Annotated in this window: 21 protein-coding genes; 10 read left to right on the top strand and 11 right to left on the bottom strand. The window is 66.6% G+C overall.

Annotated features, from left to right (window positions below; genetic code table 11):
- Window positions 1-8 precede the first annotated feature (8 nt).
- Window positions 9-689 (bottom strand): class I SAM-dependent methyltransferase, encoded by a 681-nt coding sequence (locus tag MMSP_RS22970; RefSeq protein ID WP_012392958.1) that lies wholly within the window; start codon window positions 687-689, stop codon window positions 9-11.
- 73 nt (window positions 690-762) lie between these two features.
- Here MMSP_RS22970 and MMSP_RS22965 point away from each other — a divergent pair, with 73 nt between their 5' ends.
- Window positions 763-1,623, top strand: a complete 861-nt coding sequence (locus tag MMSP_RS22965; protein WP_020788544.1) for a helix-turn-helix transcriptional regulator — start codon at window positions 763-765, stop codon at window positions 1,621-1,623.
- A gap of 23 nt (window positions 1,624-1,646) precedes the next feature.
- Here the strand turns inward: MMSP_RS22965 and MMSP_RS22960 are convergent, their stop codons facing one another.
- Entirely contained in the window at window positions 1,647-2,303 is a 657-nt protein-coding gene (locus MMSP_RS22960) for an L-fuculose-phosphate aldolase (RefSeq protein ID WP_020788543.1), read from the bottom strand.
- Entirely contained in the window at window positions 2,300-3,289 is a 990-nt protein-coding gene (locus MMSP_RS22955) for an NAD(P)-dependent oxidoreductase (RefSeq protein ID WP_036426890.1), read from the bottom strand. Before MMSP_RS22955 ends, MMSP_RS22960 begins: the two co-directional genes overlap by 4 nt.
- Window positions 3,290-3,319: 30 nt before the next feature.
- Between MMSP_RS22955 and MMSP_RS22950 the strand changes: the two genes are divergently transcribed.
- Window positions 3,320-4,678 carry an FGGY-family carbohydrate kinase gene (locus tag MMSP_RS22950; protein WP_020788541.1) on the top strand — a complete coding sequence of 453 codons (1,359 nt, stop codon included), beginning with the start codon at window positions 3,320-3,322 and terminating at the stop codon, window positions 4,676-4,678.
- Window positions 4,679-4,825: 147 nt separating this feature from the next.
- The gene (locus MMSP_RS22945) at window positions 4,826-5,491 is read left to right on the top strand and encodes a GNAT family N-acetyltransferase (RefSeq protein ID WP_036427504.1); all 666 of its coding nucleotides are present in this window, start codon (window positions 4,826-4,828) and stop codon (window positions 5,489-5,491) included.
- A gap of 50 nt (window positions 5,492-5,541) precedes the next feature.
- Here the strand turns inward: MMSP_RS22945 and MMSP_RS22940 are convergent, their stop codons facing one another.
- Both MMSP_RS22940 and MMSP_RS22935 read right to left on the bottom strand, forming a co-directional pair.
- Window positions 5,542-6,450: an SAM-dependent methyltransferase gene (locus tag MMSP_RS22940; protein ID WP_020788539.1), complete on the bottom strand. Its 909-nt coding sequence runs from the start codon at window positions 6,448-6,450 to the stop codon at window positions 5,542-5,544.
- Window positions 6,451-6,466: 16 nt separating this feature from the next.
- A complete protein-coding gene (locus tag MMSP_RS22935; protein WP_020727397.1) occupies window positions 6,467-7,417 on the bottom strand; it encodes an SAM-dependent methyltransferase in 951 nt (316 codons plus the stop codon).
- A 266-nt stretch (window positions 7,418-7,683) separates the two neighbouring features.
- Here MMSP_RS22935 and secY point away from each other — a divergent pair, with 266 nt between their 5' ends.
- The 7 genes from secY to MMSP_RS22900 all read left to right on the top strand — a co-directional run bounded on the left by secY (window position 7,684) and on the right by MMSP_RS22900 (window position 12,921).
- On the top strand, window positions 7,684-9,009 hold the full coding sequence (gene secY / locus MMSP_RS22930; RefSeq protein WP_011739091.1) for a preprotein translocase subunit SecY: 1,326 nt from the start codon (window positions 7,684-7,686) through the stop codon (window positions 9,007-9,009).
- Window positions 9,006-9,551, top strand: coding sequence for an adenylate kinase (locus MMSP_RS22925; RefSeq protein WP_011739092.1), 546 nt, complete (start codon window positions 9,006-9,008; stop codon window positions 9,549-9,551). Before secY ends, MMSP_RS22925 begins: the two co-directional genes overlap by 4 nt.
- A 2-nt stretch (window positions 9,552-9,553) precedes the next feature.
- Window positions 9,554-10,354, top strand: coding sequence for a type I methionyl aminopeptidase (gene map / locus MMSP_RS22920; protein WP_020788538.1), 801 nt, complete (start codon window positions 9,554-9,556; stop codon window positions 10,352-10,354).
- 52 nt (window positions 10,355-10,406) lie between these two features.
- On the top strand, window positions 10,407-10,940 hold the full coding sequence (locus MMSP_RS22915) for a sigma-70 family RNA polymerase sigma factor (protein ID WP_012392967.1): 534 nt from the start codon (window positions 10,407-10,409) through the stop codon (window positions 10,938-10,940).
- A 78-nt stretch (window positions 10,941-11,018) separates the two neighbouring features.
- A complete protein-coding gene (locus MMSP_RS22910; RefSeq protein ID WP_036426888.1) occupies window positions 11,019-11,765 on the top strand; it encodes an anti-sigma factor in 747 nt (248 codons plus the stop codon).
- Window positions 11,766-11,851: 86 nt separating this feature from the next.
- Entirely contained in the window at window positions 11,852-12,352 is a 501-nt protein-coding gene (locus MMSP_RS22905) for a MarR family transcriptional regulator (protein ID WP_011739096.1), read from the top strand.
- Between the two features lie 23 nt (window positions 12,353-12,375).
- The gene (locus MMSP_RS22900; protein WP_020788536.1) at window positions 12,376-12,921 is read left to right on the top strand and encodes a TIGR03086 family metal-binding protein; all 546 of its coding nucleotides are present in this window, start codon (window positions 12,376-12,378) and stop codon (window positions 12,919-12,921) included.
- 12 nt (window positions 12,922-12,933) lie between these two features.
- Here MMSP_RS22900 and mmsB read toward each other — a convergent pair whose 3' ends face one another.
- From mmsB to rfbB, 6 genes are all read right to left on the bottom strand, one after another.
- Entirely contained in the window at window positions 12,934-13,818 is an 885-nt protein-coding gene (gene mmsB, locus MMSP_RS22895) for a 3-hydroxyisobutyrate dehydrogenase (protein WP_012392970.1), read from the bottom strand.
- Window positions 13,819-13,830: 12 nt separating this feature from the next.
- Window positions 13,831-15,003, bottom strand: a complete 1,173-nt coding sequence (locus MMSP_RS22890) for an acyl-CoA dehydrogenase family protein (RefSeq protein WP_012392971.1) — start codon at window positions 15,001-15,003, stop codon at window positions 13,831-13,833.
- Between the two features lie 5 nt (window positions 15,004-15,008).
- On the bottom strand, window positions 15,009-16,529 hold the full coding sequence (locus MMSP_RS22885; protein WP_020788535.1) for a CoA-acylating methylmalonate-semialdehyde dehydrogenase: 1,521 nt from the start codon (window positions 16,527-16,529) through the stop codon (window positions 15,009-15,011).
- Window positions 16,530-16,708: 179 nt separating this feature from the next.
- Window positions 16,709-18,265 (bottom strand): MFS transporter, encoded by a 1,557-nt coding sequence (locus tag MMSP_RS22880; protein ID WP_020788534.1) that lies wholly within the window; start codon window positions 18,263-18,265, stop codon window positions 16,709-16,711.
- A 163-nt stretch (window positions 18,266-18,428) separates the two neighbouring features.
- A complete protein-coding gene (gene rfbC / locus MMSP_RS22875; RefSeq protein ID WP_012392974.1) occupies window positions 18,429-19,034 on the bottom strand; it encodes a dTDP-4-dehydrorhamnose 3,5-epimerase in 606 nt (201 codons plus the stop codon).
- Between the two features lies 1 nt (window position 19,035).
- On the bottom strand, window positions 19,036-20,031 hold the full coding sequence (rfbB, locus tag MMSP_RS22870) for a dTDP-glucose 4,6-dehydratase (protein ID WP_011739103.1): 996 nt from the start codon (window positions 20,029-20,031) through the stop codon (window positions 19,036-19,038).
- Between the last annotated feature and the right edge of the window lie 7 nt (window positions 20,032-20,038).

The following is a 20,038-nucleotide window of genomic DNA, read 5'->3' as shown; positions in this document are numbered from 1 at the left end:
CCGAGGCCTCAGGCGCACGGGCGGGTGGCGCGGTAGTAGACGAGCCGGCCGAGCAGCGGGTGGCGTTGGGCGCCGACCTCGGCGACGTCGAACCCGGCGGTATCCAGCAGGCGTCGAATCCCATCGCCCAGGTTGCCCGCTACATGGAGGTTGTGCCTGATGAAGCGCGACGCCAGGCCGTCATGGGCGGACATGTCGCCGCCGACATCGACCAGATGCAGCCGGCCACCGGGCCGCAGCACCCGAAATGCTTCCGCCGCCGCAGCGGATTTAGCGTCCTCATCCAGATGGTGCAGCATCATCGAGGACAGCACCCGGTCGAACTCGCCGTCGGCATAGGGCAGCCGCTGAGCGTAGCCCTGGTCGAAACGAACTCCCTCGACATTGCCCGTCTTGCGTTGCGCGCGCTGCAGCGCGCGCGGGTCGGGATCGGATCCGATCACCTCAGCCCGGGGTTGAGCGCGCTTGGCTTTGATGGCGAGGTTCCCAGTGCCGCAGCCGATTTCCAGGATGCGACCACAGTCGGCGAGTTCGGCCTGGGTGATCAGCGTCCGATGGATCTTGTTCATGCCCAGCAGGCGGGACAGCAGGTCATACGCGGGAAGCAGCGCATCATGGCCGGCCGCGGGCAAGTAGTCGCGGGATTCGCCGCTGTGCTGGAGACCGAAACGTGGATGATGATTGGTCATACATCCAATTGTGTAGGCCTGATAGGAAACAAGATTTGGCAATCTTTGTTGAAACTTGGACTATCTTTGGCGCATGGCCCAGGCCGCACGGCTGATCCAGCACCGCAGTGGGGTACCCATCTATGGATATCGCACCGACCCGGATATTCCACGGGTGTCGGTGCTGCGGCCCGGACCTGAGGATCTGGGCGACCGCGCTCGTCACATCCACGACTTCCCTGCGCTGTGGTACGTACCCGAAGCCGGGCTGGTGTACATCGCCGCTGCCGGTCAGGTGCTCGAGCCCACGCAATTCGGGTCCCTCCAGGCTGGGGTTGCGATGTTTTTCGATCCTGCCGCCCTCGGCGGGGACGGAGGGTCGCCCTGGCCGTCGTGGCGGGCGCATCCGTTGTTGTTCCCGTTTCTGCACGGACACTCGGGCGGGATCCTGAGGCTGGAGGTGCCCGCGGCCCGACGATCGACGTGGGATGGTGCGATCGCGGCGATCGAAGCGGAGTTGACCACGCGTCAGCAGGGCTACGGCCAGGCCGTTACGGCGCACCTCACGCTGCTGCTCATCGAACTCGCCCGCCTCGCCCGCGACGTGGTCGGGGACTTGCGGCGCAGCGGCGAACCGCTACTGGCCGAGGTGTTCGAGGTGATCGACCGGCGCCACGCCGAGCCGTTGTCGCTGCGCGACGTGGCGGCCGAGGTCGGCATGACGCCAGGACACCTGACCACGATCGTGCGTCGCCGCACCGGACGCACCGTGCAGGAATGGATTATCGAGCGCCGCATGGCCCAGGCGCGCGAGCTATTGGTCGCCACGGACCTTGCGGTTGGCGAGGTTGCCAGACGGGTGGGGATCTCCGATCCCGGCTATTTCAGCAGACTGTTCAGCAGAGCGCATGGCACCTCACCGCGGCAGTGGCGGGCGCTACCGCCCCGGCACTGATCCCGCCGGCGCCCCACGGCGGGCTACATCGGATTGGCGCGCAGATACGCGTACACGCCGGCGAAGTTACGGTTCACGTCTTCGGGAATGGGTACCGGACCGCCGAGAGCTCTGGCGCCCCAGACGATTTGGGCGGTGCGCTCAACCAGTGCCGTGACGTGCAGCACCTTGTCGGGGCGGGGCCCGACGGCCACCAGTCCGTGGTTGGCGATCAACGCGGCGGCGCGGCCCTGCAACGCTGCAACCGCGTTGCGGCCGACCTCGGGTGTTCCGGATGCGGCGTATTCGGCGCAGCGAACGTCTCCGCCGCAGTAGACCGCGAATTCGTCGATGCAGGCCGGAATCGGTTGGTGCGCGATGGCGAACATGGTCGCCCATACCGGGTGACTGTGGATGACGCTGCCGATGTCGTCGAACGCCTGGTAACACGCCAGGTGCAGGTGCATCTCGGTTGAGGGCGCGCGCCCGGCTTTGGCATGCAGCACCGTGCCGTCGGCGTCGACCTGCACCAGGTCGTCCAGCGTCATGTCCGCATAGTCGACCGAGGAGGGCGTTATCGCCAGGTTGCCGTCCGCGCACCGCGCGGAGATGTTGCCGGCCGTTCCTTCCACCAGGCCGCGGCGCAGCATGTCCTTGGCCGCCGCCAGCACCGCGACCTGGGCGTTGTCAACGAATTTCACCGGGCCAGCACCTCCGGGTTGAGGATATGGGTGGGTCTGGTTCCGGACAGCAATGCTTGCAGACCGTCGGCGACCATCTGCGCCTGTCGCGCCTCGGTGTTCCAGGTGGCCCCGCCGATATGGGGAGTCAGCACGACATTGGGCATGCTGGCCAGTGGGTGATCGGTCGGCAGCCATTCGCCGACGAAATGGTCCAGGCCGGCGGCGGCGACCTTGCCGGCGCGCAGGGCCTGCACCAGTGCGTCGGTGTCGTGCAATTGGGCCCGCGCCGTATTGAGGAAGACGGCGCCGTCGCGCATCGATGCGAATTGTTGCGCGCCGATCATGCCGACGGTGTCGTCGGTGACCGGCGCATGCAGGGAGACGATGTCGGACTCGGCCAGCAGCTCCGCCAGACCGTGTCGCGCGTCCGCGCAGTACGGATCGTGCGCGATGACTCGCAGGCCCAGGCCGGTCAGCCGCCACGCGGTGGCACGGCCTACCGCCCCCAGGCCCACCAGCCCGGCGGTGCGCCCGGCGATTTCCCAGCCGCGGAATCGCCGATAGGGGATGGTTCCGTCACGAAAGATATTGCCGGATCTGACGTCTGCGTCCGCGGTCAGCAGGTGGCGGGTGCTGGCCAGCAGCAGTGCCACCGTCATCTCGGCGACCGCATCGGCGTTGCGGGCCGGCGTGTTGAGCACCGGGATGCCGGCCGCGGTGGCCCCGGCGATGTCGACGTTGTTGGGATCCCCGCGGGTGGAGAAGATGGCGCGCAAACCCAGCTGCAACACCGCTCCGCTGACCGAATCAGCCTCCACCACAACAATGTCGACAGACTCGCTGGTGATCCGCTCGGCCAGTTGCTCGGCGCTGTAGATGCGCAGCGGGCCCCCTTCGAGCCCGCCTATCCATGGGTCATAGACGACGTCCACCAGTTGCCGGAGTTTGTCCAAGCCGGAACCGCGAAGCGGGGCCGTCACCAGTGCGCGCGGTCGAGACCTCACGGGTGTCCATGCTGGCGTACCGTGGCGCCCGTGTCACGTGAAGACGCCACAATCGGCATCGACATCGGCACCATCGCGGTCAAAGCGGTGGTTGCCGACGCCGATGGCAACGTGACCGCTCGGCTGCGGATTCCACACCAGTTGCGGGTTGGTGCGCCCGACCAACTCGAGCACGACGCCGACCAGGCGTGGCGGCGGGGCCCGCTGACGGCGCTGGAGCGGCTGGCCGGGCCCGACATACGGGCGGTGGCCGTGTCGGCGATGGTGCCGTCGATGACCGCGGTCGATTCCGGCGGTGTTCCCATCACGCCCGGACTGCTCTACGGCGACAGCAGGGGCTGGGTACCCGGGGCAGCCAACCAGCGCGCCCAACCGCTGCCGTCGGTGGGCGAAGCCGCGCAGTTTCTGCGTTGGACCGCCGCACAAGCACCCGAGGCGGCGGGATACTGGCCCGCGGCGGCGGTGGCCAACTACGCGATGTCGGGCGAACCGGTGATCGACTTCGCCACCGCGATTACCAGCCTTCCCCTGTTCGACGGGACGGGCTGGAATCCCCAGGCGTGTGCGGACTGTGGTGCCAGCGCCGATCGGATGCCGCGGGTCGAGACGTTCGGCACCGCGGTCGGCCAGGTACACGGCACCGATGCGGTGCTGGGGGCCGGCGGCATCGATGCGGTGTGCGAGCAGATCGTGGCCGGAGCCGACCACCACGGCGATGTACTGGTGCTCTGCGGCACCACCCTGATCGTGTGGACGACCATCTCCGGGTCCCGTCAGGTGCCGGGCCTGTGGACCATTCCCCACACCGCCCCCGGGAAAAGTCAGATCGGCGGCGCCAGCAACGCCGGGGGCCTGTTCTTGAGTTGGGTCGACCGCGTTACCGGCTCCGCCGATCGCGACGGCGAGCAGGACCGGGTCGATCCGCGGCGGGTGCCGATCTGGTTGCCCTACATACGTGGTGAGCGCACACCGTTCCACGATCCCGATCGGCGGGCGAGTCTCGAGGGGCTCGACCTCACGCAAGGCGCCGCGGCAGTGCGGCGGGCGGCCTACGAGGCGTCGGGCTTCGTCGTCCGGCATCTGGTCGAGCTCAGTGGCGCGCCGGTGTTGCGCATCGTGGCATCCGGTGGCGGTACGTGTGTGCGGCCCTGGATGCAGGCCATCGCCGATGTCACCGGGCGGCCGGTACACGTCTCGGCCGTGGCCGAGGGGGCCGCGCTGGGGGCGGCCTTCCTCGCGCGGATGGCGGCCGGTCTGGAATCGTCAATCGCCGACGCCGATCGCTGGGCCCGCACCGATCGCATCGTGGAACCGCGCCCCGACTGGGTGGGCCCCACCAAGGACCGCTATCGCCGATTTCTCGAGCTCAGTGGATCACCACTGGCCTGAGTCGGCCCGCTAAAGCCAGTGCCCGCCAAGGTGGTTGGTGACGGGGCGGGGGTGGCCCCGGGGTCGGGGCGAGTCGCGCCGCGGGTGGGCCGGCCGGATGGGTATGCGGGTAGCGCAATTCCCACGGCGTCGTTCTACGCTTATGCCATGACAGACCACGGCCACACCGCAGCCCGTCGCGAAATCGCAGATGCCCTGCTCGCCGCACTCGAACGTCGGCATGAGGTTGCCGACGCCATCGTGGAAGCCGAGAACAAGGCCGCTGCGGTTGAGGCGATTGTGACACTGCTGGCTACGTCCCACCTGGCCGCCGAAGCGGTGATGAGCATGTCCTTCGAGCAACTCACCCAGGACGCGCGCAAGAAGATCATCGCCGAGCTCGACGACCTCAACAAGCAACTGAGCTTCACGTTGACCGAACGTCCGGCCAGTTCCGGTGAGAGCTTGGAGCTGCGCCCCTTCTCCGCCGCCGAGGACCGCGACATCTTTGCTGCGCGGACCGAGGAAATGGGCGCGGCGGGCGACGGATCCGGGGGGCCGGCCGGCACTGTCGACGATGAGATCAAGGCGGCGTTGGCTCGCGTCGATGATGAAGAAGCTGCCTGGTTTGTCGCCATCGATGCCGGGGAGAAGGTCGGCATGGTGTTCGGCGAGCTGGTCCACGGTGAGGTCGACGTCCGCATCTGGATCCACCCCGAGCACCGTAAGAAGGGCTACGGCACCGCGGCGCTGCGCAAGTCGCGGTCCGAGATGGCATGGGCATTTCCGGCGGTGCCGATGGTCGTGCGCGCACCCGCTGCCAACCCGGCCTGATCCGGGCCCACGGCACCCGGCGGGGTGCGGGGGAGCGCCGGCAGTGCGGTCTAGCCGGCCTCCCCGAACGTGGCGGTGACGGCGACGATGCTGCGCAGTTGCGACGTGTCGGCGTCCGGGAAAACGCGGCCGTAGTCGGTAAACAGGTCCTGGCGGGGCCGCGCGGCCACGTGCCAGCCGTGTTCGGTCAGGTAGTCGACGACGTTGCTGCGCTCACCCTCGTAGAACAGTCCCGACAGGTCGATGTCGCACCCCAATCTGACCCAGCGCTGGTTGAACTGTTGGGCGCGCTCGGCCATGGTTGAGCCAGGGTCGGGATGGTATTCGGTGGCCAGCCGGCTCCCGGGGGCACTCAGCCCGGAGATGGCATCGAACAGCCGGTCCTGTGCGTCGGGCGGCAGGTACATCAGCAATCCCTCGGCGCTCCACGCGGTGGGTTGCGTCGTGTCGAATCCGTTGTGGCGCAAGGCTGCCGGCCAGTCGTCGCGCAAGTCGACCCGGACGGTTCGCCGCGTTGCGGTGGGGACCGCGCCCAACGCCGACATGGTGGTGTCTTTGAAGTCGATGACGTCGGGCTGATCGACTTCATAGACCACGCTGCCGCTGGGCCAGGCCAAGCGGTAGGCGCGCGCGTCCAGTCCGGCGGCCAGAATCACCGACTGGCGCACCCCGCGGCGGGCCGCATCGAGGAAGAAGTCGTCGAAGAACCGGGTGCGTACGGCGATCGAATCGGCCACCAGCTGGCGATCGCGCTGGGCCTGTCCGTCGTGGTCGATCTCGCCTTCGGCCAGGCGGGTGAAGAAGTCCAGGCCGACTGCCCGCACCAACGGTGCCGCGAACGGGTCGTCGATGATGGGATTGGCCTCGGCGCTGGCCAGCGCGCGGGCGGCCGCGACCATGGTGGCGGTGGCCCCGACGCTGGATGCCAGATCCCAGCTGTCTTGATCGGTGCGTGTCATGTGCGTAGTCCCTCCCTTATGCCGCCGCTGCGGTGTCTTTTACCGCGCTGAGGTACAGCACCTCGCCGAACGGCGCGTCATCGCCGTTGAGCGGCTGCAAACCGTGTTGAGTGAACAGCTCGGAGTTACTGGCGCTGGTGACCTGCCAGCCCTGGGCCGCCAGATAGGTCCCCGCGTCGGTGCGGTCGTCGAAATACACCAGAGCCGCCATGTCGAGATCGAAACCATGCCGATTCCATCGCTCGTTCTGGCGCTGCATCCGTCGCCGCAGTTCTTCCTGTTTGACGTCGTTGACGTCCGGGAGGCCCTCGGTGGCAAACCGGCTGCCCGCAGCGCTTTGGGCGGCGATCTGATCGAGCAGTCGGTCCTGCGCCTCGGCGGGTAGGTAACCCAGCAGGCCCTCGGCGATCCACGCGGTGCGCTCGGTGGGGTCGAACCCGGCCTGGCGCAGGGCCGCCGGCCAGTCCTCACGGAGGTCGACCGCCACCGCGCGCCGATCTGCCGTCGGCTGGGCCCCCAACTCGGACAGGGTCGCGATCTTGAAGTCGATCACCTGTGGCTGATCGACTTCGAACAACGTGGTGCCCGCCGGCCAGGGCAGCCGGTACGCGCGCGAGTCCAGGCCGGAAGCCAAGATGACGGCCTGACGAATGCCCGACGCGGTGGCGTCGAGAAAGAAGTCGTCGAAGAACCGGGTACGGATCGCCATCGCGGCGCCGAAGTGGCGCATGCCGATTGCCGTTTCCTCGTCGAGTTCGGCGGCATCCAACTCGCCGGTGGCCATCCGGGTGAAGAAGTCGACACCGACCGCGCGCACCAGCGGCTCGGCGAAGCGGTCGGTGGCTACCGCACCGGCCCCCTCGGGGTCCCTGGCTGCCACCGCCCGTGCCGCCGCGACCATGGTGGCCGTCAGCCCGACGCTCGAGGCCAGATCCCAGGTGTCACCGTCGAAACGTGCGCTGCTCATCTTCGTCTGCACCGCCCCTCGCTTGATACTTAGCCAATGTAATTACCATTCGAGACTGTACGCTTCACTGTGCGGTTCTGCGCCGCCGCGGCCACCCTGGAAAGACCTGCCCGCACCAGCTGTTAGTCTCGTACACGGTTTGACGCGCGACGCCGTACGTCCTGGCCTGCGGGTGTGGGCGCGTAAACGCACGATTTAGCAAATGCCGGCCAGACCAAGCCCGGTTGGCATTACGGGACCAAGAGTTCGGCCGCGCAGGAGGAAGAGTGCTTTCGGCTTTCATCTCATCGCTGCGTACAGTCGATTTGAGACGGAAGATCCTTTTCACGCTGGGCATCGTCGTTCTGTACCGCCTCGGTGCAGCGCTTCCGTCGCCCGGCGTTGATTTCCCCAACGTCCAGCAGTGCATCAAGGAAGCCAGCAGTGGCGAAGCCGGACAGATCTACTCGCTGATTAACCTGTTCTCCGGCGGCGCGCTGCTCAAGCTCACCGTGTTCGCGGTCGGGGTGATGCCCTACATCACCGCCAGCATCATCGTGCAGCTGCTGACGGTCGTCATTCCTCGGTTCGAAGAGCTGCGCAAAGAAGGCCAGTCGGGCCAGGCGAAGATGACGCAGTACACGCGTTATCTGGCGATCGCGCTGGCGGTCTTGCAGGCGACCAGCATCGTGGCGCTGGCTGCCAACGGAGGCTTGCTGCAGGGCTGCTCGCTCGAGATCATCGCCGACCAGAGCATCTTCACTCTCGTGGTCATCGTGATGGTGATGACCGCCGGCGCCGCGCTGGTGATGTGGATGGGTGAGCTGATCACGGAACGTGGCATCGGCAACGGCATGTCGCTGTTGATCTTCGTCGGCATCGCGGCCCGCATCCCCGCCGAGGGAAACCAGATCATGGAGAGCCGTGGCGGGGTCATCTTCGCGGCGGTCTGCGCGGCCACGCTGATCATCATCGTCGGGGTGGTCTTCGTCGAGCAGGGGCAGCGCCGGATCCCGGTTCAATACGCCAAGCGCATGGTGGGCCGCCGGATGTACGGCGGAACGTCGACCTACCTGCCGCTCAAGGTCAACCAGGCCGGCGTCATCCCGGTGATCTTCGCCTCGTCATTGATCTACATCCCGCATCTGATCACCCAGCTGGTCCGCAGCGGCAGCGGCGGTGTCGGACACAGTTGGTGGGACAAGTTTGTCGGTACCTACCTGTCGGACCCGAGCAACCTTGGTTACATCGCGATCTACTTCGGGCTGATCATCTTTTTCACGTACTTCTACGTGTCGATCACCTTCAACCCCGACGAGCGTGCCGACGAGATGAAGAAGTTCGGCGGCTTCATCCCCGGTATTCGTCCGGGGCGCCCGACCGCCGACTATCTGCGCTATGTGCTGAGCCGGATCACCTTGCCGGGGTCGATTTACCTTGGTGTGATCGCGGTACTGCCCAACTTATTCCTCCAGATCGGTAACAGCGGGGGAGTCCAGAACCTACCCTTCGGGGGTACCGCGGTCCTGATCATGATCGGTGTCGGTTTGGATACGGTCAAACAAATCGAGAGTCAGCTCATGCAGCGCAACTACGAAGGGTTCCTCAAGTGAGAGTCGTTTTACTGGGGCCGCCTGGGGCGGGCAAGGGTACGCAGGCTCAGAAGCTGGCCGAGAAGCTTGGGATTCCGCAAATCTCCACCGGCGAGCTGTTCCGGAAAAACATCCAGGACGGGACCAAACTCGGCGTCGAGGCCAAACGGTATCTGGACGCCGGTGACCTGGTGCCCTCCGACCTGACCAACCAGCTCGTCGACGATCGGTTGGATCAGCCGGACACGGCTGCCGGTTTCATCCTGGACGGGTACCCCCGCTCGGTCGAGCAGGCCAAGGCCCTGCACGAAATGCTGCGGCGCCGCGACACCGACATCGACGCGGTGCTCGAGTTCCGGGTATCGCAGGACGAGTTGTTGCAGCGGCTGAAGGGCCGTGGCCGCGCTGATGACACCGACGAGGTCATCCTCAACCGGATGAAGGTCTACCGGGACGAGACCGCGCCGCTGCTGGAGTTCTACGACACCGAGGTGAAAACCGTCGACGCCATCGGCACCCTGGATGAGGTTTTCGCTCGCGCCCTGCAAGCACTGGGGAAGTAGTCATGCGGGCCCTGGCCCGGCTGCGGGGTCGCAGAGTGGTGCCACAGCGCACCGCCGGTGAGTTGGATGCAATGGCTACGGCGGGCGCCGTCGTGGCTGCCGCGCACCAGGCCGTCCGCTCGGCCGCGGTGGCCGGTGTATCCACCCTGCAGCTGGACGAGATTGCGGAATCGGTTATCCGGGAGGCCGGCGCCACGCCCTCATTCCTGGGCTATCACGGCTTTCCGGCCTCGATCTGCGCTTCGGTCAACGATCGCGTGGTGCACGGCATCCCGTCGGCGACCGAGATCCTCGGGCCAGGTGACCTGGTATCGATCGACTGCGGCGCGGTGCTGGACGGTTGGCACGGCGACGCGGCGATAACCTTTGGGATCGGCACGCTCATTCCCGTCGACGAAGCGCTATCGGAGGCGACCAGGGAGTCGCTGGAGGCCGGAATTGCGGCGATGGTGATCGGTAACCGGTTGACCGACGTCGCGCATGCCATCGAGACGGAAACCCGCGCCGCCGAGGCCCGTTACCAGCGTTCCTTCGGAATCGTCGACGGATACGGCGGTCATGGCATCGGCCGTGAGATGCACATGGATCCGTTTCTGCCCAACGAGGGCGCCCCGGGGCGGGGGCCGACGTTGGTCGCCGGTTCGGTGCTGGCCATCGAACCCATGTTGACTCTGGGCACCCGCAAGACGGTGGTGCTCGATGACCAATGGACGGTCATCACCGCCGACGGGTCACGTGCTGCACACTGGGAACACACGGTGGCGGTCACCGAGAACGGGCCACGCATCCTGACCCTCGGCTAGCCGGCTGAACCAAACACCTACTCGGCTCGTGTCAGAAGCGGGAGGTGATCGAGTGGCTCGCGTTGCTGGCGGTGGAGCGGCTGAAGCCGCCTTGATGCAGGCGCTCTACGACGAGCATGCGGCGGTGTTGTGGCGCTACGCAATGCGCCTGACCAGCGATGCCAGCTATGCCGACGACATCGTCCAGGAGACGCTATTGCGCGCCTGGCAGCATCCGGAAGTCATCGACGAGCGCGGGAGGTCTGCACGCGCATGGCTGTTCACAGTGGCCCGCAACATGATCATCGATGACCGGCGCAGCGCGCGGTACCGCTACGTTGTCAGCTCCACCGACGCGGACGGTGCGCCGGAGCAATCCACGCCCGACGAAGTGGGTGCCGCGCTGGACCGGCTGCTGATCGCCGACGCGCTGGCACAGCTCTCCGGCGAGCATCGCGCGGTTATCGAGCGGTCCTACTACCGCGGCTGGACCACCGCACAGATCGCGAAGGACCTGGAGATCGCCGAAGGAACGGTGAAGTCGCGCCTACACTATGCCGTGCGGGCATTGCGGCTCACTCTGCAGGAACTTGGAGTTACACGATGACGGCCGTGCTCATGGCGGGGTTTTTCGGGGGATCCATGCGCACAGCTGTTGGCTTGGAATGCTTGAGGGTGACCGGAAATGGATGACATCAGGACGCCAGTCACAGGACTGGGCGCACCCACCGAGGGGGAACACCCCTACTTGATGTGGGACGCCGCCTACGTGCTGGGGTCGCTATCGGCGGCCGACCGCCGCGAATTCGAGGCGCACCTGGCCGGCTGCGCGTCGTGCCGCGCGGCCGTGGCTGAACTCTGTGGTGTGCCGGCGCTGCTGTCGCAGCTGGGCGCCGACGAGGTGGCGGCTATCGGTGAGCCCGGTGTGGCGGCGGGGACCACATCGGGCTCACCGCAGATGTCGTCGCAGCTGCTGCCGACGTTGCTGGCGACGGTGCGGTGGCGCCGCCGCCGTACCCGGTTGGCGATCTGGGTGGCCTCATCTGCGGCCGCGGTGTTTTTGGGGATCGGTGTGCTGGTTGGTGTGGTGGGCCATTCTGCTTCTGCGCCGGTGCAAACCGCGTCCGCCCAGCCGATGGCTCAGGTCGGGACGCACCTGCTGGAGTCGACGGTTTCGGTCGACGGCATGCACTGGGGGGCGTTCATCAATCTGCGATGCGTCTGCCTGGCGCCACCGGATGCCCACCATGACACGCTGGCCATGGTCGTGGTCGGACGTGACGGCAGCCAAACCCGGCTGGCGACCTGGGTCGCCGAGCCGGGGCACACCGCCACCCCCGCCGGCAGCATCTCGATGCCGGTCGACCAGATCGCGGCCGTGCAGGTGGTCTCCGCCGATAGCGGCGAGGTTCTGCTGCAGCGTTCGCTCTGAGGCCGGCGACCCGCGCCCGACGGCGGTGCTCGCGCCAATATCGCAAGCAATAACCGGACCCGGGGGATTGTGCGGTAAGAAAGGGTGTGGCCCCGGACAACAAACGTGACCCGATCGCCGCGGCGCGGGCCAACTGGGAAGCCGGCGGTTGGGGTGACGTGGCGCAGGGCATGGTTGCGGTGACATCGGTCATGCGGGCGCATCAGATTCTGCTGGCCCGAGTCGAGGCCGCGCTGCGCCCCTATGACCTGAGTTTCTCCCGCTACGAACTGCTCCGGCTATTGGCGTTCAGCCGCACCGGCGCATTGCCGATCACCAAGGCCTCCGACCGGTTGCAGGTCCACGTCACCAGCGTCACCCACGCGATCCGCCGGCTGGAAGCCGACGGGCTGGTGCGGCGGGTTCCCCATCCCACCGACGGCCGGACCACCCTGGTGCAGATCACCGATCTGGGGCGCTCCACCGTCGAGGATGCGACCGTCACGCTCAATGAGCACGTGTTCGCCAACATCGGGATGTCCACCGGGGAATCGGAGGCACTGGTGTCATCGATCGAAACGTTGCGGCGCAGCGCCGGCGATTTCTGAGAAGAACACAGAGAGGCAGGACGATGGATCCACTAACTGCTCACCAGCGTGCCCAGGACGCGTTCGGGAGTGTCCTTGCCAATGTCAGCGCGGATCAGCTTGGGGCCGCGACCCCGTGCTCGGAATGGACGGTCAGCGATCTGATCGAGCACGTCATCGGCGGCAACGAGCATGTCGGGATATGGTCGGGCGGCGCCGATAGGCCCGCCGCCCGGCCCGACGACATGGTCGCGGCGCACCGGGCCACCGCCGCCGCCCAACAGGTCTTCGCCGCACCGGACGGGATGGCGACGGTGTTCAAGCTGCCGTTCGGTGAGATCCCCGGACAGGTCTTCATCGGGATGCGCACCAGCGATGTGCTGACCCATGCCTGGGACCTGGCGGTGGCAACCGGTCAGCCCAGCGATCTTGATCCCGACTTGGCCACCCAGCAGCTCGCCGCGGTGCGCGCGTTCGTCGGACCCCAGTTCCGTGGGCCGGGCAAGCCCTTTGGGCAGGAGCAGCCCTGCTCGGCGGAGCTTTCACCGGCCGATCAGCTGGCGGCATTCCTGGGCCGAAAGGTGCAGTGACGCCGCGGTGAACTAGCTGCCGCGCAGCATCTCGATCACCGCGCTGAAGTCCTGGTCGGCGTGGTCGGCGGCGAACTTGGCGTAGATCTCGGCGGCGTGGCTGCCCAGCGGTGCCGCCGAACCGGTCGAGGTCACCGCGTCCATGGCCAGACCGAGGTCCTTGTTCATCAGCGCGGTGGCAAATCCCGGCTTGAAGTCGTTGTTGGCCGGCGATGTCGGCACCGGGCCGGGAACCGGGCAGTTGGTGTGCACGGCCCAGCAATTTCCGGTCGCGCCGGTGATGACGTCGAACAGCGACTGCGCATCCAGCCCGAGGTTCTCGGCCAGGACGAACGCCTCACCGATGGCGATCTGCTGCACTGCCAGCACCATGTTGTTGCATACCTTGGCGGCCTGTCCCGCGCCGGCCGCGCCGCAGTGAATGATCTTGCCCGCCATCGGCTCCAGCACCGGCCGGGCCTGCGCCAGCGCGCTCTGGTCGCCACCGACCATGAACGCCAGTGTTCCGGCCACCGCGCCTTTGACCCCACCGGAGACCGGTGCATCGAGTTGAGCCATGCCGTGCGATTCGGCCAGGGCGTGTACCTCGCGCGCATCGTTGACCGAAATCGTTGAGCTGTCGATGAACAGCGCACCCGATCGGGCCGCGGGCAGCACCTCGGCGTAGCAGCGCTTGACCACCGCGCCATTGGGCAGCATGGTGATGACCACGTCGGCCCCGGCCACCGCCTCGGCGGCGCTGTCAAACATCGTCGCGCCCTTGGCGGCCGCGGCGGATGCGGCCGCGGGCACCGGGTCGAACCCGCGTACGGTGTGGCCGGCGCCGATGAGATTCGCCGACATCGGCGCACCCATGTGGCCGAGCCCCAAGAACGCGATCTGGCAGGACTTGGTCATGAGGCCCCTTTCCTATGCGCTAGCGCGAAACCGTGCGGCCTCGGCCCGGCCGACGACCACCCGCATGATCTCGTTGGTCCCCTCCAGGATCCGGTGCACGCGCAGATCACGGACGATCTTCTCCAGACCGTACTCGCGCAAGTAGCCGTAGCCGCCGTGCAGTTGCAGAGCCTTGTCGGCGACGTCGAAGCAGGTGTCGGTGACAAAACGCTTGGCCATCGCGCACAGCTCCACCTTGTCCGCGTCGTCCTCGTCGAGTGCGTTTGCCGCCCGCCACAACAGCATTCGCGACGCCTCCAGACCGGTAGCCATATCGGCCAGGGTGAACCGGACGGTGGGCTCGTCGAGCAGGCTGGCGCCGAACGCCTGGCGCTCGCGCACGTAGGCACCCGCCTTGGCGAAGGCGGACTGGGCGCCACCGAGCGAACACGCCGCGATGTTGAGCCGGCCACCGTTGAGGCCGTTCATCGCGATGCCGAATCCGGCGCCCGTTCCGTCAACGCCGCCCAGCATCGCGTCGGCAGGCACCCGAACTCCTTCGAGCACCACCTGTGCGGTGGGCTGTGCGTGCCAGCCCATCTTCTCTTCGAGCGCCCCGAAACTCAGCCCCGGCGTGCCCTTTTCGACAATGAACGCCGAGATGCCGCGCGGCCCCTCGGCTCCGGTGCGCGCCATCACCACGTAGACGTCCGAGGCGCCCGCGCCGGAGATGAACTGCTTGACGCCGTCGAGCACATAGTCCGACCCCGGGGCCGAACCCTGCCGCACCGCCCGGGCGCTCAACGCGCTGGCGTCGGAGCCGGCACCCGGCTCGGTCAGGCAGTAGCTGGCGATGGCGTCCATCGTGGCCAGCCGCGGAATCCAGTCCTTGCGTTGCTCGTCGGTGCCGAAGCTGTCGATCATCCAGGCGCACATGTTGTGGATGGACAGAAACGCGGCGGTGACCGGGTCGGCGATGGCCAGCTGTTCGAAGATGCGCACGCCGTCGAGCCGGCGCAGCCCGCTACCGCCCACGTCTTCTCGGCAGTAGATCGCCGCCATTCCCAGTTCGGCGGCTTCGCGCAGCACGTCGACCGGGAAGTGCTTGGTGGCATCCCATTCCAGCGCGTAGGGGGCCAGCCGCTTATCGGCGAAGGCGGCGGCGGTCTGGGTGATCACCCGCTCGTCGTCGTTGAGGGTAAACATGGCGGCTACTTCATCGTGGGGATGACGAACTCGGCGCCATCTTTGATGCCCGACGGCCACCGGGAGGTGACGGTCTTGACCTTGGTGTAAAACTGGATCGACGTCGGGCCGTGTTGGTTGAGGTCGCCGAATCCGGAACGCTTCCAACCGCCGAAGGTGTGGTAGGCGACCGGAACCGGGATCGGGACGTTGACCCCGACCATGCCCACCTGCACCCGGGACACGAAGTCGCGCGCGGTGTCGCCCTCGCGGGTGAAGACCGCCACGCCGTTGCCGTACTCGTGCTCGGAGGGCAACCGCAGCGCCTCTTCGTAGTCGTGGGCGCGGACCATGCACAGCACCGGTCCAAAGATCTCGTCGGTGTAGATGGACATGTCGGTGGTGACGTGGTCGAACAGGGTCGGCCCGATGAAGTAGCCGCCTTCCAGGTTCGCGTCGCCGAAGGCCAGATCGTCACTGGCCCGCTCGCGGCCGTCGACGACCAATTCGGCGCCGGAGGCGACGCCCTGGCCGATGTAGTCGCGCACCCGCGTGAGTGCGGCTTCGGTGACCAATGGGCCGTAGTCGGCTTTCGGGTCCAGGCTGTGTCCGACTCGCAGGTTGTTGATGCGTTCAACCAGCTTGGCGCGCAGCCGATCCGCGGTTTGTTCGCCCACCGGCACCGCGACGCTGATCGCCATGCAGCGTTCGCCCGCACTGCCGTATCCGGCGCCGATCAGCGCGTCGACGGCTTGGTCGAGGTCGGCGTCAGGCATCACGATCATGTGGTTCTTGGCGCCGCCGAAGCACTGCGAACGCTTGCCGGTGGCCGCCGCCCCGGAGTAGATGTACTGGGCAATGTCGGAGCTGCCGACGAAGCCGACCGCCTTGATCTCGGGGTGATTGAGGATGGCGTCGACGGCCTCCTTGTCGCCGTGGACGACCTGGAAGACGCCGGGGGGTAGGCCGGCCTCGACGAACAGTTCGGCCAGTCGCAACGGAACCGACGGGTCGCGCTCACTGGGCTTGAGCACAAAGGCGTTTCCGCATGCCAGGGCGGGGCCGGCCTTCCACAGCGGGATCATCGCGGGGAAGTTGAACGGGGTGATGCCGGCGACCACGCCGAGCGGCTGCCGCAGCGAGTAGACGTCAATGCCCGGGCCGGCGCCCTCGGTGTACTCGCCCTTGAGCAGGTGGGGGATGCCGAGACAGAACTCGATCACCTCGATGCCCCGCTGGATGTCACCGCGGGCGTCGGGCACTGTCTTGCCGTGCTCGCGTGATAGCAGCTCGGCCAACTCGTCGGTGTTCTGGTTGACCAACTCGATGAAGCGCATCAACACCCGCGCCCGCCGCTGAGGATTCCAGGCGGCCCAACCTATTTGCGCTTCGGCGGCGCCTGCGACCGCGGCGTCGATGTCGGCCTGCGCGGCCATCGGTACCGTCGTCTGGACCTGGCCGGTATTGGGGTCGAGGACATCGGCGGTGCGGGTGGATTGCCCGGGAGTGCGGCGTCCATCGATGAAATGCGGAATTTGTGTGGTCATAGCGTGTTCCATAACGGTCGTGTGCGGCGGGGAGACCCGATACTTGGACATCCTAGTAAATCTCGTCGGTGGTACGCAACGGACTCTTGACGAACATGGCCCCAATCATCGTGGCAAGCGTGCCGATGCTGGTCCCGAAGGTGTGGTACCGACGCGGTAGCGGGCCGGTCGGCCCGGCGCTATGCGCTCGGATCGGGGGCATCTTGACCGGCCGGTTCGGGCAAGGTCTTGGTCGAGAGCAGGGCGCCGGCGGCCACGGCGGCTGCGGCGAGGATCGCTATCGCGACCACGATGGTGGTGTGAAAGCCGGCCAGAAAAGCGGTGTGCGCCTCAATACGGATCTGGGACGCCAGCGCCGGCGCGGAGGTCGCGTCGGCGAGATCATTGGCGGTTCGGATGGACTCCTGAGCGGTTGCCAACTGCGAGTCGGTCAGCCCCGAAATTGGGTCGAAAGCTGCGGTATAGGTGGCCGTGAGGACGGAGCCCAGCACCGCAATGCCCAGCCCACCCCCGAGGTCGTAGGCGACTTCTTCGACACCGGCGGCTTGGCCGACGTAATCCTCGGAGACCGCGGAGATGATCGCGTCGTTTGCCGAAACCAGCACCACATCGAGGGCGAACCCGACCAGCGAACCCACGAACACCAGAAGCTGCCCATTGTGGCCCAGGGTCAGCAGCGGGAGCAATGCGCTTGCGGTAAGGCCGAGGCCGGCGCCGATCGCGACACGGGTGCCGCAGCGACCCACGATCAGATGCGCGGACAGAGAACCGACGACCGTCGCGGCCGCCATCGGCGTGAGCAGGAGCGCAGCCTTGATCGGCGTGAAGCCGAGAAAATTCTGCAGATACTGCGCGAACACCAGGTCTAGGCCGACGATGGAAAACACCGCCAGTAGCACGGCCAGGACCGCAATGGTAAACGGCGCTCGGGTGAACAAGTGCACGTTGAGCAGCGGTTCGATCCCGCGGCGCTGCCTGCTGATCTGGCGGCGGATGAACCACCACAACCCGACGCTGGCGATGACGACGTAACCAACTGCCGCAGGATCGATCCCGTGGTGAGTCGCCTGCTTGATCGCCAGCACCGACGTGAGCACTGCGACGATCGACAGGCTGACGCTGAGACCGTCCAACACCAGCCGGGCCTGCGAGCGTGACTCCGGGACAAGCCGCCACACCAGCAGCAGAACCAGCAGCGCGAGGGGGACGTTGATCAGGAATATTGCGCCCCACCAGAAGTACTCGACCAGCAACCCGCCCATCAACGGGCCGATCGCCGCCCCCACCGCCGACACCGCAGACCAGATCCCCACCGCGCGCATCCGTTCGGCGCGGTCCGGGAACGCGACCCGCAACAGCGATACCGTGGCGGGAAGGATCATCGCCGCGCCCACTGCCATCACCGAACGGGCCAGGATCAGCATCAACGGTGTAGCCGCGAAGGCCGCCCGAATCGAGACCAGCCCGAAGATCACCAGACCAGTCATCAGCAGGCGCTTGCGGCCAAACCGGTCTGAAGCGGCTCCCGCCATCAGCATCAATGAGGCCATGATCAGCGGGTAGATGTCGACGATCCACAGGAATTCGGTGGGTGAGGGACTCAGCTCCTCGGCGATTCTTGGTGCGGCCACGTGCAGCACGGTGACATCCACCACAACCAAGAACAGGGCGGCGCACACGGTGAACAGCACCGCACCGGGACGCCCGACTACCGGCCTGCCCTCAGTCTCATTCACCTGCGGGCTCGCCGTCATCGACGCCGTCCCAGGCGATCTGTGTGGTTGGCATGCCTGGAAGGCTAGCGATAGCCACCCGGGCATTCGGCGCGGCCATGCTGTCGGTACCGCCGGCCACGGCGACAATTGGGCTCCGGCGGGGCGGTTCGCACGCGGAGGCTGGCTAGGTACCCCGCAGGCCGTCGATGAACCTCTGGGTCTCTTCCCAAGTGGGCAGGACCCCCGAAGCGCGCACTTCATCGAGGCTGCCGGCCGCCGCATCGCGTTCAGACAGGCTGGGAGGGGCGCCGTCGACCAGGGGCCAGTCGATCGCCAGTTCGGGGTCGGTCGCGCAGATCGTGTGCTCGCGCTGCGGGTTGTACTCGGCCGAACACATGTACATCACCGTTGATTTGTCTTGCAGCGCAAGGAAACCGTGCGCAAGTCCTTCCGAGATGTAAATCGATCGGTGGCGATCGTCGAGCAGTACCGAGTCCCACTGGCCGAATGTCGGTGAACCCAAACGGATGTCAACGACGACATCGAACACCGCGCCTGATACGCAGGTGACGTACTTGGCCTGGCTGGGGGGCAGCTCGGCGAAGTGCAGACCCCGCAGCACGCCGGCTGACGACACCGAGCAGTTGGCTTGGCGGACGTCGAAGCGATGACCGCAGAAGGCGGTGAACCCGCTGTCGGTGAGCCATTCGAAAAACATGCCGCGGGAATCACCGTGGATGGTCGGGGTGATCTCCCACGCGCCTGGAACTTTGAGTTCGCGTGCCTGCATGTCACTGACCGCGTTCTTGGTAACGGGCTTCTGCGGCGTCTTTCAACGGACGCCACCATGATTCGTTGGCCCGGTACCAGTCGATGGTGGTGCGCAAGCCTTCCTCGAAATCGGTGTGCTTGGGCGCCCACGCCAACTCGTTGTAGAGCAAAGATGGGTCGATGGCATAGCGCAGATCGTGGCCGACGCGGTCGACGACGTGATCGAAGTCGTCGGGGTCGCGATCCATCATCCGCAGCAGCGTGCGCAGCACGCTCAGGTTGTCGCGCTCGCCTTCGGAGCTGATCAGATAGGTCTTGCCGATCTGCCCCTTCTCCAGGATCCGCCGCACCGCGCTGTTGTGGTCGTCGACGTGGATCCAGTCCCGGACATTGGCGCCGGTGCCATACAGCTTGGGGCGCCGCCCGGTCAGCACGTTGGTGATCTGCCGAGGAATGAACTTCTCGATGTGCTGATACGGGCCGTAGTTGTTGGAGCAGTTGGAGATGGTGGCCGCCACGCCATAGGACCGAACCCAGGCCCGGACCAACATGTCCGCGCCGGCCTTGGTTGCCGAATACGGACTCGACGGGTTGTACGGGGTCGCCTCGGTGAATCGCGCGGGGTCGTGCAGTTCGAGGTCCCCGTACACCTCGTCGGTGGAGATGTGGTGCAGCCGTACGCCGTGCCGCCGCACCGCCTCCAGGATGGTGAAGGTCCCGAGCACGTTGGTGTGCACGAATGGTTCCGGGTTGTCCAGCGCATTGTCGACGTGGGATTCGGCGGCGAAATGCACCACCGCGTCGGACTCGGCCACCAGCTGGGAAACCAGCTCGGCATCGGTGATGTCGCCCTCGACCAGCCTGATGGCGTCTTCGAGATCGGCCAACGATTCGCGCCGGCCGGCATAGGTCAGGGCGTCGAGCACGGTCACCGCGTCGTCGGGGTACTCGCGCACGCTGCTGTGCACAAAGTTCGCGCCGATGAAGCCCGCTCCACCGGTGACTAGCAGTCGCATGGTCAAA

The organism is Mycobacterium sp. 012931 (assembly GCF_000419295.1).
Taxonomy (GTDB): Bacteria; Actinomycetota; Actinomycetes; order Mycobacteriales; family Mycobacteriaceae; genus Mycobacterium; species Mycobacterium marinum.
This window is presented reverse-complemented; position numbering and strand designations above follow the sequence as displayed.